This window comes from Rhodococcus maanshanensis NBRC 100610, from assembly GCF_001894865.1.
In the GTDB taxonomy this organism is placed as follows: domain Bacteria; phylum Actinomycetota; class Actinomycetes; order Mycobacteriales; family Mycobacteriaceae; genus Rhodococcus_G; species Rhodococcus_G maanshanensis.
Genome location: NZ_BCXA01000028.1, coordinates 58,179 through 70,999, shown reverse-complemented (window position 1 = coordinate 70,999; position 12,821 = coordinate 58,179). Strand labels below are relative to the sequence as shown.

The window sequence follows — 12,821 nt, the reverse complement described above, 5'->3', positions numbered from 1 at the left end:
TTTGTATGTATGCACAATTCACCGCCTGCGATGGAGATGAGTGAGGGCACCGACTAGGCTCGACGCGTGACCCGACGGACGAAAATTGTGTGCACGCTCGGCCCTGCAACCGCGACCGGGGATCGCATTCGTGAGCTCGTCGAGAGCGGCATGGACGTGGCCCGGCTGAACTTCAGCCACGGCGAACACGCCGACCACGAGGAGAACTATCGCCGGGTCCGCGAGGCCTCGGACGCGACCGGCAAGGCCGTCGGTATCCTCGCCGACCTCCAGGGCCCGAAGATTCGGCTCGGCCGTTTCGCCACCGGCAGCACGGTGTGGGAGAACGGCGAGGAGGTGCGGATCACGGTCGAGGACTGTGACGGCACCCACGATCGCGTCTCCACCACCTACAAGGAGCTGGCCAAGGACGCCAAGCCGGGCGATCGGCTGCTGGTCGACGACGGCAAGGTCGGACTGACGGTCACCGCCGTCGAGGGCAACGACGTCGTCTGCTCCGTGACCGAGGGCGGTCCGGTCAGCAACAACAAGGGCGTCTCACTGCCCGGCATGAACGTCTCGGTGCCCGCCATGTCCGAGAAGGACATCGAGGACCTCGAGTTCGCGCTGCGCCTCGGCGTCGACTTCATCGCGCTCTCCTTCGTCCGGTCGCCCGCGGACATCGAGCTCGTGCACGCGGTCATGGACCGTCTCGACCGCCGGGTGCCGGTGATCGCGAAGCTGGAGAAGCCCGAGGCGATCGAGAACCTCGAGGCCGTGGTGCTGGCCTTCGACGCGGTGATGGTCGCCCGCGGCGACCTCGGTGTCGAGCTGCCGCTCGAGCAGGTGCCCCTCGTGCAGAAGCGGGCCATCCAGATCGCCAGGGAGAACGCCAAGCCCGTCATCGTTGCGACGCAGATGCTCGAGTCGATGATCGAGAACTCACGACCGACCCGCGCCGAGGCCTCGGACGTCGCCAACGCCGTCCTCGACGGCGCCGACGCCGTGATGCTGTCGGGGGAGACCTCGGTCGGCAAGTTCGTCATGGAGACCGTGCAGACGATGGCCCGGATCGTGGAGGCGGTCGAGGCCGAGTCCACCCGGGTGCCCCCGCTGACCCACGTCCCGCGGACCAAGCGCGGCGTGATCTCCTACGCCGCGCGCGACATCGGCGAGCGCCTGGACGCCAAGGCGCTGGTCGCGTTCACCCAGTCGGGTGACACGGTCCGCAGGCTGGCGCGACTGCACACGCCGCTGCCGCTGCTCGCCTTCACGCCGCTGCCGGAGGTGCGCAGCCAGCTGGCCCTGACCTGGGGCACCGAGACCTTCCTGGTGTCTCCGGTCTCGACGACCGATCAGATGATCGGGCAGGTGGACACCGCGCTGCTGTCGCTCGGCAGGTACAACAAGGGCGACCTCGTCGTGATCGTGGCCGGTTCGCCCCCCGGCACAGTAGGCTCGACCAACCTGATTCACGTGCACCGCATCGGAGAAGAGGACCACTAGGTGACTGACCTGGGGGCGCAGCCCCGTCCCGTTCGGGCGGGGGATCTCGACACCCTCCTCACCGTGCTCGACCTCGAGCAGCGCGATGACGACGTGTTCCTCGGGCAGCATCCGCCCCAGGCCCAGCTCGGCAGCCGGACGTTCGGCGGCCAGCTGGTGTCCCAGGCGATCATCGCGGCGGGGCGCACCGTGTCCGGAGACCGGCCGGTGCACGCCATCAACGCCCACTTCATCCGCGGCGGCGACGTGAAGCGGCCGATCGAGTACCGGGTGCAGCGTCACCGCGACGGCAGGGCCTTCGCGAACCGCCAGGTCGTCGCCTACCAGGACGACCAGGAGCTGTTCGTGATGCTCGTGGCATTCCAGGACTGGGGCAAGGGTCTCGAGCACGCGGTCGAGGTCCCAGACGTGCCATACCCGGAAACGCTGCCGCCGCTCGGCGACCACTTCGTCGGGTACGAGGACCGGCTGCAGATGTTCGTCAACGCCCTCAAGCCGATCGACATGCGGTACGCGAACGACCCGAGCTGGATCCTCAAGGGCACCGGGGAGAAGCTCAACCACAATCGGGTCTGGATGAAGGCGGACGGCGAGCTGCCCGACGACCCGCTGCTCCACGTCGCGACGATGGGCTACTCCTCGGACACCACGGTGCTCGACTCGATCATCACCACCCACGGGCTGTCCTGGGGCCTGGACCGGATCGTCGCGGCCACCGTGAACCACTCGATCTGGTTCCACCGGCCGTTCCGGTTCGACGAGTGGGTGCTGTACGCGACGGAGTCGCCGGTGGCGGCAGGCTCGCGCGGTCTGGCGACCGGTCGGTTCTTCTCGCTCGAGGGCCAGCTGCTCGCGACCGTGGTGCAGGAGGGCCTGATCCGGCATTTCCCGAGCCGGAAATAGCTCGGTGGTCCCTCGTCGCTGCGCGCGAAAGTCGTTGACGGCGTACATGAACGGCCGAGCGGTGCTGTCGCTCGCGCGGCGTCGGTGTCATTGGGGTTAGACTTCGCCATCTTTACGGCGCGGGCGTGTTGGTCGCTCGTGCCGTGACCGCGCACGAATGGGGTGGCGTATGTCGGAGGACACCGGGCTCGACTGGGACCACGAGGTCGTCACCAGCCTGATCTGGACATTTCGGGCCTTCGCCATCGCGGCGGTGTGCTTCGTCCTGATCGCGTACGTGCTCTTCCGGACCACCCGGTGGGGCAGGCAGTTCTGGCGGATCAGTGGCGGCTACTTCAAGGGCCGCGAGGCCGCGCCCGTGTACGCGCTGCTGGCCGTGGTGCTGTTCATGACCGTCTTCGCGGTCCGGATGACCGTGCTGTTCTCGTACCAGGGCAACGAGATGTACACCGCGCTGCAGATGGCCGCGCAGTCCTACGCCCAGGGCGACGTCGTCGCGTTGGACGCGGCGAAGTCGGCGTTCTGGCGGAGCCTGTGGATCTTCGGGGTGCTGGCCACGATCCACGTGGCCAGGTCGCTGCTGATCTTCTACATCGGCCAGGCCTTCGACATCCGCTGGCGGGTGTGGCTGACCGAGCACGTGACCACCGACTGGCTGCACGGGCGCGCGTTCTATCGCGACCGATTCGTCGACGAGACCATCGACAACCCCGATCAGCGGATCCAGGCCGACATCACCGACTTCGTCACGGTCTCGCGCTCGCTGTCCATGGGTGCGGTCGGCGCGGTCGTCTCCCTGGTGTCGTTCACGACCATCCTCTGGGATCTGTCAGGGCCGCTGACGGTGTTCGGCACCGAGATCCCCCGCGCCATGGTCTTTCTCGCGTTCGGGTACGTGCTGATCTCGACCATCGTGGCGTTCTGGATCGGCAGGCCGCTGATCCATCTGAACTTCTGGAACGAGCGGCTCACCGCGAACTTCCGCTATGCGCTGGTCCGGGTCCGCGACAGCGCCGAGAATGTCGCCTTCTATCGGGGCGAGGGCGTCGAGCGGCACGGGCTGCTCTTCCGCTTCGCCGCCGTCATCCGCAACTACTGGCGAATCGTCTTCCGTACCTTGAAGTTCAACGGCTGGAACCTGGTGGTCAACCAGATCGCGGAGGTGTTCGCGTTACTCATCCAGGCGCCGCGGTTCTTCAACGGCACGATCACCCTCGGCGACATGACGCAGTCCGCGACCGCCTTCAGGCAGGTGCACGACTCGCTCTCGTTCTTCCGTGAGTCCTATGACGTCTTCGCCGGGTACCGGGCCAGCCTGATCCGCCTCAACGGCCTGATGGACGCCAACTCGGAATCGCGGGAACTGCCCGCGATCGCGGTTGCGGAGCTCGATGGCGCGCTGCGGGTCGAGGGTGTGCAGGTGCGCAGGCCGGACGGGTTCTCGCTGATCGCGGACCTGGACCTGTCGATGGCGCCGGGTGACACCCTCGTCGTCAAGGGGCGATCGGGCAGTGGCAAGACCACCCTGCTGCGCAGCCTCGCCGAGATGTGGCCGTACACCGAAGGGCAGGTCCGGAGGCCGGCGGGGACCAAGACGCTGTTCCTGTCCCAGATGCCGTACCTGCCGCTCGGTGACCTGCGGACCGCCGCCGCGTACCCGGGTAAGCCCGACGAACTCGACGACGAGTCGATCCGGGACGCCCTGCGGAAGGTGCAGCTCGCGAACCTCGTCGATCGTCTCGACGAGGAGGCGGACTGGGCGAAGATCCTCTCGCCGGGAGAGCAGCAGCGGATCGCGTTCGCACGCATCCTGCTGATCCGGCCGGAGCTGGTCTTCCTGGACGAGGCCACCTCCGCCGTCGACGAGGGGCTCGAGTACTCGCTGTACAGCCTGATCCGGACCGAGGCGCCGGACTGCATGCTCGTGAGCGTCAGCCACCGCAGCACGGTCGACCAGCACCACGCTCAGCAGTTGCAGCTCGCGGGTGACGGACCGTGGGACCTGTCCCCGGTACCGGTTCCGGTGTAGGGGGGGGCGGTCAGACCGGGCGCCAGCCGTTCGGCATGTGCTCGTCGGCGAACGCCAGCTTGATTCGGATCAGTTCCGATCGGTTGGGTTTGCCGGACTTCATCAGTAGGCCCTCCTGCTCGGCCTGCTGGTCGTACTCCTCGATCCGCACGGCGTCCATCTTGACCCCGACCAGGGGGCGGACCGGGCCTGGCCTAGGCATCTACGCCTGCCCACCGGAGTTCCTGACCCGACCATGTTCCCCGCATGATGCCGCCCCTCCCCAAGGATCTTCGTGGCCGTGCCACATTCGCCGGTCAATGTATCCAAATCGGACATACCTATCGGTTGGTTTGATGGTAATTCTTGGGTCGGACTCTTGCTGACACCGGGGCGTTCGTGGTCGCGGAGCGGTGTCGGTCCGGGCCACATGCAGGTAACGATTGCGCCGAGCAGGCGACTCGAGGGTGGGCACGGGGAATAGCGTGGTGCCACTGTGACTCATGTCACGACGGAGGTCGATGGCGATGCGCGGATCTACGAGGGGTGTCCGGGACGGAGCACGATCCGCGGTGCTGCTGGTGATCGCGGCACTGGTGCTACCGCTCGGACTGGCGCTCGGCGCCGCCGCGCCCGCCTCGGCCAATCCGTACGACCGGTTCCACGAGGACTGGGTGCCCGCGCCCGGCGGCGTCGGGCACATCAAGGTCCGGATGTGGCTGGCGAACAACGGCAGCAACAAGGCGGTCTACCTGCTCGACGGGATCCGGGCGACCGATGACATCAGCGGCTGGGAGCACGAGACCAACGCGGCCTGGCTGTCGGATCACGGTGTCAACGTGATCGAACCGGTCGGCGGCGAGTCCAGCTTCTACGCGGACTGGTATGCGCCGAACAATTTCACCAATCAACCCTACAAATACATGTGGGAGTCGTTTCTCACCCAGAACCTGCCCGATCATCTCGCGTCCAGGTACGGCATCAGCCGCACCAGCAATGCGGTCGTCGGCCTGTCGATGGGCGGCAACGCGGCCCTGATCCTCGCGGCGCATCACCGCAACCAGTTCACCTTCGCTGGCGCGATGTCCGGCTACCTCAACCTGTCGGCGCCGGGTATGCGCGAGGCCATTCGCCTCGCGATGCTCGACGCGGGCCTGTACAACTCGGACTGCATGTGGGGCCCGCCATGGGACCCGGCCTGGCTGCGGCACGACCCGTTCGTCCAGGCCGAGGGGCTGCGCGGGCTGCCGATGTGGATCTCGGCCGCCAGCGGGCTGCCGGGCCAGCACAACCGGCCGGTGTACCCGATCGACTACATCAACACCGCGACGGGAATGGGCCTCGAGGCGCTCTCGCTGGCTCAGAGCAGGGCCTTCCAGGTGCGGCTGATGACGATGGGCATCGATTCGGCCCACTTCGACTTCCCTGCGACGGGAACCCATGCGTGGCCGTACTGGCAGGACCAGCTGTGGGCGATGCTGCCGATGCTCAAGACCTCGATCGGCGCCTGACCGGCTGGGTCAGGATGCCTCGGCGGCCGCCGCGATGTCCCGCAGATCCTGCGCCATCATCTTCTCGGTCGCCTTCGCGCCGAGCCTGCCGAAGACCTTCATCAGCACCCTCGCCAGGAAGCTCGATCGGTCCGGATCGGCGGTGAAGGTCATAGAGAGATCGGTGCCCGCGCCGTTCGGGGCGAGCGTGAAGGACGTCGTGTAGTCGGCGCCGCGGGAGTTCGCCTTCACCACGGTTCGGTGCTCCGGCTCGACCTCGGCGACCCACATCTCCTCGGTGGCTTCCTTGCCGAGCATCTTGCGGGTCTCACGCCAGCGGGTGCCGACGGCGTAGCCGTCGCCCGTGATCCGCTCCGTGCCGATCACTCCGGTGAGCATCGTGGCGGCCGCGTCGAGGTCGGTGAGCACCGCCCACACCTTCGTGGGCGTTGCGGCCACGTGCCTGGTGAGCTGAATCTCGGTGTTCGACAAGGTCGGTGCCCTTCGTTCGGGGGTAGCGGGCTCGGCTCGAACGGAACCCGGCGGCGCTCGGCGCCCGTACGCTGCACATGTCGTGATCCGCCCATCGTAAAGGCAGTACGAAGTGAATTCTCCTCGACCGGCAGGCCTCGTCGCCGTGGCCGCCGCCGCGGTCCTGCTCGTGTGTGCCGCGCCCGCAGGCGCGGGGCCGGTGACGGCGCCGGGGTCCCCGTACTCGGCGACCACCGCGGTCGGCGTGCACAACGCCTACGAGCAGCACACGTACGAGTATCTCGCGGACGCCTTGGACTCGGGAGCGGGCCTGATCGAACTCGACGTCTGGACCAACAGCTTCGACGTGGTGCCGGGCGCCGTCGCCGCGGTGACGGCAGGCGCCGATCCATCGAACGGTGGCAGCACCGACGCGCTGGTCGAGAGGCTGAACGACAGCGCCGTCAGCGATTGGCGGGTCGCGCACGAGAACCCGGTGGCGAACGCGAACAACTGCGCGAACGCGACCGAACCGGATCAGCTGCGGGCCATGCCCCGGGATCAGGATCTCGCCGGCTGCCTCGCCGATCTCCGGGTCTGGCACGACGCGAACCCCGGCCATCGGCCGGTGATGGTCAAGATCGAGATGAAAGACGGCTTCAACGCCCCAGGTGGGCTCGGCCCCCGCGAGTTCGACGCCCTGCTCGACGAGCGGCTCGGCTCCGCTCTGTTCCGCCCGTCCGATCTGACCGGCGGCGCGCCCGTCACCCTCGACGAGGCCGTGCGGACCGACGGCTGGCCCGGGCGGGGCGAGCTGGCGGGAAAGTTCATCATCGAGCTGATCCCCGGCACGGTGGAGCAGAAGAACCCGGCCGACCCGCTGTGGACGGACGTCGAATACGCCACCCATCTCCGGGATCTGGCCGCGGCGGGCGCGCTTGAGCAGGCTGTCGCCTTCCCCGCGGTGCTTCGCGCGGAGGCGGGTGACCCCCGGCAGGTCCGGTATCCGGACGCCTCGATCCGGCCGTGGTTCGTGATCTTCGACGGGGACGCCTCGGCCTTCGTGAGCGGCGGCATCGACACCGCCTGGTATCGCGATCGGGGCTACCTGCTGGTGATGACCGATGCGCACAACGTCGCCCCCGCGATCGACGGCATCAGTCCACCTGAGGCGGCGGCGCTCGCCCGCCTCGACGAACTCGCGACAGCCAACGCGAGCGTGGTGACCTCGGACTGGCACCCGCTGCCGGGAGTGCTCTCGCGGGTCGTGCCGAGGGGCTGAGGCGGCCGGGCGGCCAGGCGAGTCCGGTAGCCTCTGGCGCTCAAGGGAATCGGGGGCGCTGAGGAGGATCGAGCCATGCCGGAAGGCCTGGAACTGCGGGTGCTCGGGCCCGTCGCGGCGCTCCGCGACGGCCGCCCGATCGACCTCGGCGGCGCCCGCCAACGCGCGTTGCTCGCGGCGCTCGTCCTCGCCTACCCGTACTCCGTGTCGTCCGAGCGCCTGCTCGCCCAGGTGTGGCACGACCTCGATCAGCCCAAGCTCAGCTCGTTGCATGTCGCGATCTCCAAGCTGCGCGACCTGCTCAGTCCCGACAGGGCCCGGCGCGCGGACGGGGTGCTGGTGCGCGACGGCAGCCGATACCTGCTCGCGGCCGAGCGCGGCAGCGTCGACGTCGCGCGGTTCGAGGAGTTGGTCCGGCTCGGCGCGGAGGTCGCGGACACGTCGGCGGACGGTGCGGCCGCCGCCTACCTGGAGGCCCTGTCGCTGTGGCGGGGCTCGCCGTATGCCGACATCGCCGGATCCGAGTTCACGGCGCCGGAGATCGCCCGGCTGACCGCGATACATGTGGCGGCCCGCAGATCGTTGCTCGAGATGGGCCTGCGCAGGGAGCGATTCGCGGAGGTCGCCGCCGAGGCGGAGGCCATGACCGCCGAACATCCCCTTGACGAGCGGGTCTGGGAGATCCTGGTGCTCGCGCTGTATCGCGGCGGTCGACAGTCCGACGCGCTGGCCGCGCTGCGCCGGATCCGAGCGATCCTGGACGACGAACTCGGCATCGACCCAGGAGTGGGCCTGCGGCAGCTCGAGGCGGCCGTGCTGGCGCAGGATGCCGCGCTGCACGGGCAGGCGGCGACCCCCTCGACCGAATTCGATCTGACCCGCGCATCGAACCTGCCGTCCCCGCGGAGCCTGCTGGTGGGCCGGGCGGCCGACATCGAGTCGGTGACCGCGGCGCTGTGCGAGCATCCCGTGGTCACCCTCGTCGGACCGGGTGGGGTCGGCAAGACCAGACTCGCGATCGAGGTCGCGCGCCGCAGACGTGATGGCGACGGCCCGTGGATGGTGGATCTCGGCGCCCTCACCGACGGCGCCCTGATCGTGCCCGCGGTGGCCTCGGCACTCGGACTGCCAGGGGTCGGCAGCGCGGAGCATCTCGCCGGTGTGCTCGCCGGGCGGACGATGCTGATGATCCTCGACAACTGCGAGCACGTCATCGCCGACGCCGCGGCGCTGGCCGCCACGCTCGCCGCACGCTGTCCTCGGGTGCGGCTGCTCGCCACCAGTCGCGAACCCCTGGACGTGGATGGGGAAGCGCTGCACGAGGTCTCGCCGCTCGTGCCGGACGAGGCGCGGGACCTGTTCGCGGCACGCGCGGGCGGCGTGGTGCCAGGATGGACTCTCGACGAGTCGAACGCCCCGACGGTGCGCACGATCTGCGCCGAACTCGACGGCATCCCACTCGGCATCGAACTCGCCACCGCACAGCTTCGGGTGCTCTCCGAGCGGCAGATCGCCGACGGGCTGGGGGACCGCTTCACCCTCCTGCGCGGCGGGTCCCGCAGCGCCCCACCGAGACAGCGCAGGCTCGCGGACACCATCGACTGGAGCTACCGACTGCTCGACGACGAGGAGGCGGAACTGCTGCGTCGGGTGGCGGCGTTCGCGGACAGCTTCGACATCGGCGGCGCCGCGGCCGTCACCGGGGCTCAGTCCGCGGTCGCCTCGGTACAGCCGGTGACCGCACTGGTGCGCCGATCGCTGCTCACCGTCCTGCCCGGCACCTCGCCCCGGCGCTACCGGATGTTGCAGACCATCAAGCACTTCGCATGGCAGCGGTCCGATCCGGCCGAGCGTGAGCTGTCCGAGGCGAGACACCGGACCCACGTGCTGGCCCGTGTCAGCGCCCGCCAGTCCGCGCTGTACGGCGCGAAATCGGCGGAGGTGATGCGCGAGCTCTCCGCCGACCAGGCCGAGCACCGGGCGGCCCTGGTGTCCGCGCTCGCGGCGGGAGAGGCGCACTACGCCCTGGAGCTGGCCGGCGGTTTGTACTGGTTCTGGTACCGGATGGGCCGCATCGGTGAGGGGCTCGGCTTCCTGCAGTCGGCCCTCGACGCGGTCGCGGCGGACCCGAGTCCTCCCGAGCCGCGACTGTTCGCGCGGGCGATGGCTGGTGTCGCGTCGCTGACGTACCTCACCGGGAACCGGGCTGCCGCGTCCGACGCCGCGCGGGAGTCCGCCGCCGCGTGGGAGGCAGCGGGCGACCTCGCCGAGGCGGCCCGGCTGAGGGCGTGGTGCGGCTACTTCCTGTCGATGGACGGCAACCTCGACGCGGGTCTCGACCTCGTCCGCGAGGGCGCCGCGACCGCGCACGCGCTCGGGTCGGGCTTCGCGGAGGCGGACGCCCGGATGGTGCTCGGCATGGTGTTGCGCAACGACGGTCGCCCGCAGGAGGCGCGCGCGGAGTTGGAGACGGCGATCGCCGTCGCCGAGCGCATCGGCAACGCGTGGTCGGTCAGCTCCTCGACGTGGGCGCTGATGAAGACGTCGATGGACGCGGGCGACGTGTCGTCCGCGATGTCCGCGGCACGGCACATGCAGTCGGTGCTCGAGGAGGACGGTGACGTGACGTCCTGGCTGGTGCTGATGCACACCTCCGCCGCGGTCCTGGCCGGCGCCGGGCACCCGGTGGAGGCCGCGGTGCTGGCCGGGGCGGTGCAATCGCTCGGCGGCCGGATCGGGTTCCTGCCGGAGGGGATGGACCCGATCGACGGTCCGAGGGAGGCCGCCGCGGTCCGCGATGCGCTCAGCGCACGGGAGTACGCCCGACACACCGCGCGGGGAGCCGGCCTCGACCGGGCCCAGATCAACGCGCTGCTGTCCGACCTGGTCGGGGAGAGCGCGGCAAGCCGGCCGTAAGAGCGCGATAAGAGCGGTTGGGTCTCCTCTGGTGGACAGATCCGAACGAGCGAAGGAATCGCCGTGTCCACCAGTATTGAAGAATCCTCACCGGTCCTGCCGTCACTGGTCGAGCGCCTGAGTGCCGCGACCGCCGGGCCGGTACACGCGCAGGGGAGCGGCGGCTTCGACCTGTCCGTCGCGGGCTTCAACACCGTCACGGTGCACCGCCCCGCGGCGGTGCTGGTCGCCTCCAGTGCCGCCGACGTCGCGGCGGCGGTCGGGGTCGCGGCCGCCGCCGGGATGTCGGTCGCGGTGCAGTCCACCGGGCACGGCGCGGCGCCCACCGGGCCCGAGACGATCCTGATCAACACCCGGCTCCTCGACTCCATCGTGATCGACCAGCAGGCCGGGACGGCGACCGTCGGCGCGGGCGTGCGGTGGCAGCAGGTGCTCGACGCCGCGTCGCCACACGGGCTCGCCGGATTGTGCGGGTCCGGGACGGAGGTCGGGGTCGTCGGGTACACGCTCGGTGGCGGGATCGGCCCGGTGGCCAGGACCTTCGGTTTCGCCGCCGATCACGTCACCGAGATCGAGGTGGTGACCGCGGACGGCCGGTTGCGCCGGGTGAGCGAGACCAGCGAGCCGGACCTGTTCTGGGCGTTGCGCGGCGGTGGTGCGGCATTCGGGATCGTCACCCAGATCACCTTCCGGCTCTTCCCTGTGCAGACCGTGCACGCGGGCGGCATGTTCTTCGACATCCTCGACGCGCCGCGGGTCCTGCACGGCTGGCGGGACTGGGTGCACCGGATCCCCGAGTCGGTGAGCTCTTCGGTCGCGGTGGTGAACTTCCCGCCGCTGCCGGCCCTGCCCGAGGCCCTGCGCGGCCGCACGGTGCTGCACGTGCGCTTTGCGCATGTCAGCGAGACGGAGGACGGGGAGGCGCTCCTGGCGCCGCTGCGCGACTTGGCGGAGCCGATCATCGACACGGTCACCGAGATCATGTACGCGGATCTGGGTTCGATCCACGCCGACCCCACCGACCCGATGCCCGGCGCCGAGCGGTCGCTGCTCCTGCGCGAGCTGCCGGCCGAGGCGATCGACGAGTTCCTCGCCACGGTCGGGCCCGCGGGTGGCCTGCCGTTGGTGCTGGCGGAGATCCGGGCGATGGGCGGGGCACTGGCCTGCGGCGCCGAGGTCCCGAACGCGGTGGCGGGCCGGGACGCGGCCTTCAGTCTGTTCGCCGTCGGCGTGCTGGCGCCGCCCATCGCCGACGTCGTCCCCGGCGCGCTCGAATCGGTGCTGGCAGCGATGCAGCCGTGGGGGACCGGCGGGGCGCTGATGAACTTCGCGGGCGGAGCCGAGGGTGCGCCCGCCGACCGGGTGCGCGCGGCATGGGGTCCGCAGGATCTCCGACGGCTGTCCGAGATCCGCGATCGGTTCGATCCGAGCCGCTTGTTCGGCGCCGCGGCGCGCTGGTGACGGCCCGCGGTGGTGGTTCGGCGCGCACGAGGGGTTCGCGCCGGATCATCCCCGCCGGGTAGGCGGCGTCACTGCGGAAGCCGGGCCTCCAGGGTGCGGGTGAGGATCTCGAGGGCCAGGTTCCAGCCCCGTGCCACGTCCTGGGTGAGCGCGACCCCGTGCGCCGCAAGCGCGGGCCCGGCGAGGTCGTTGACCTCGTCGGGCCCGATGCGGGTCTGCGCGAGTTCGACGATGTCGAGAAGCAGGCGGACGCGGTCACCGTCACTCATGGGGAGGCAGGCGCGGTCGGCGAGGCCGGCGGTCGTCATGGTGCCACCGTATCGGTGCGGGGTATCGGTTCGCCGCCGCGGAGGTCTACCGCACCCCTGCAGCGATGCGGGGTGGACGAGGGCGTTGCGGGTGGCGTCAGGCGAGGCAGATCGGGAATGCGACGTTCGGCCCGATGAGGGGGATGAGTCCCCACGGTGCACAGGCGAGGACCGTGCCGAGGGCGCCCTGCCATGTCGTCTGCCCGGGCAGGAGCACGACGGGCGTGATCATGTCGGGGGACACGGGTGTCGTCTCGGTGACGGCAGGGGGAGCGGTGGGAGGCTCGTGCGCCGTGGCCCCGGCCACCCCGGCTCCGAGTGTGAGTGCGGGGGCGATCAGGGCCGCAGCAGTCGCCGTGCGCAGTGTGATGGTGTTCATGACGTCCTCCTAGAGCGGCAGGCCCGGGCCTCGCGCGGGAGCGCGGTTGCGGTCGCGGTCCGCTGTCAATTGCCCGAGTCCTCCACTAATCGTGCGCTTCCTGTTGGCCTATTGCGAG

The 12,821-nt window shown here is 69.8% G+C and carries 11 protein-coding genes; 7 read left to right on the top strand and 4 right to left on the bottom strand.

Going from position 1 to position 12,821, the window contains the following annotated elements; all coding sequences use genetic code 11:
• Positions 1 to 66 precede the first annotated feature (66 nt).
• The 3 genes from pyk (at position 67) to RM1_RS14530 (ending at position 4,417) form a co-directional block, all read left to right on the top strand.
• A complete protein-coding gene (pyk, locus tag RM1_RS14540; RefSeq protein WP_072752226.1) occupies positions 67 to 1,485 on the top strand; it encodes a pyruvate kinase in 1,419 nt (472 codons plus the stop codon).
• Positions 1,486 to 2,388 (top strand): acyl-CoA thioesterase, encoded by a 903-nt coding sequence (locus RM1_RS14535; RefSeq protein ID WP_072752224.1) that lies wholly within the window; start codon positions 1,486 to 1,488, stop codon positions 2,386 to 2,388. It begins immediately after the preceding gene.
• A 169-nt stretch (positions 2,389 to 2,557) separates the two neighbouring features.
• The gene (locus tag RM1_RS14530) at positions 2,558 to 4,417 is read left to right on the top strand and encodes an ABC transporter ATP-binding protein/permease (protein ID WP_072752222.1); all 1,860 of its coding nucleotides are present in this window, start codon (positions 2,558 to 2,560) and stop codon (positions 4,415 to 4,417) included.
• Between the two features lie 10 nt (positions 4,418 to 4,427).
• On the opposite strand, the gene RM1_RS26170 is transcribed toward RM1_RS14530, so the two are convergent.
• Positions 4,428 to 4,619, bottom strand: coding sequence for a hypothetical protein (locus tag RM1_RS26170; RefSeq protein ID WP_143069478.1), 192 nt, complete (start codon positions 4,617 to 4,619; stop codon positions 4,428 to 4,430).
• A gap of 304 nt (positions 4,620 to 4,923) precedes the next feature.
• On the opposite strand from RM1_RS26170, the gene RM1_RS14525 reads away from it, so the two are divergent.
• Complete coding sequence (locus RM1_RS14525; protein ID WP_092667888.1) at positions 4,924 to 5,907, top strand: alpha/beta hydrolase; 984 nt, start codon at positions 4,924 to 4,926, stop codon at positions 5,905 to 5,907.
• Positions 5,908 to 5,916: 9 nt separating this feature from the next.
• On the opposite strand, the gene RM1_RS14520 is transcribed toward RM1_RS14525, so the two are convergent.
• Positions 5,917 to 6,378 (bottom strand): SRPBCC family protein, encoded by a 462-nt coding sequence (locus tag RM1_RS14520; protein WP_072752220.1) that lies wholly within the window; start codon positions 6,376 to 6,378, stop codon positions 5,917 to 5,919.
• Positions 6,379 to 6,490: 112 nt separating this feature from the next.
• Here RM1_RS14520 and RM1_RS26550 point away from each other — a divergent pair, with 112 nt between their 5' ends.
• The 3 genes from RM1_RS26550 (at position 6,491) to RM1_RS14505 (ending at position 12,016) form a co-directional block, all read left to right on the top strand.
• Entirely contained in the window at positions 6,491 to 7,639 is a 1,149-nt protein-coding gene (locus tag RM1_RS26550; protein WP_072752218.1) for a phosphatidylinositol-specific phospholipase C domain-containing protein, read from the top strand.
• Between the two features lie 75 nt (positions 7,640 to 7,714).
• Complete coding sequence (locus tag RM1_RS14510) at positions 7,715 to 10,555, top strand: ATP-binding protein (RefSeq protein ID WP_072752216.1); 2,841 nt, start codon at positions 7,715 to 7,717, stop codon at positions 10,553 to 10,555.
• 63 nt (positions 10,556 to 10,618) lie between these two features.
• On the top strand, positions 10,619 to 12,016 hold the full coding sequence (locus RM1_RS14505; protein WP_245816345.1) for an FAD-binding oxidoreductase: 1,398 nt from the start codon (positions 10,619 to 10,621) through the stop codon (positions 12,014 to 12,016).
• A 68-nt stretch (positions 12,017 to 12,084) separates the two neighbouring features.
• Here RM1_RS14505 and RM1_RS14500 read toward each other — a convergent pair whose 3' ends face one another.
• Together RM1_RS14500 and RM1_RS14495 are read right to left on the bottom strand one after the other, a co-directional pair.
• A complete protein-coding gene (locus RM1_RS14500) occupies positions 12,085 to 12,324 on the bottom strand; it encodes a hypothetical protein (protein ID WP_072752214.1) in 240 nt (79 codons plus the stop codon).
• Between the two features lie 97 nt (positions 12,325 to 12,421).
• Positions 12,422 to 12,703, bottom strand: coding sequence for a hypothetical protein (locus RM1_RS14495; RefSeq protein WP_072752212.1), 282 nt, complete (start codon positions 12,701 to 12,703; stop codon positions 12,422 to 12,424).
• Between the last annotated feature and the right edge of the window lie 118 nt (positions 12,704 to 12,821).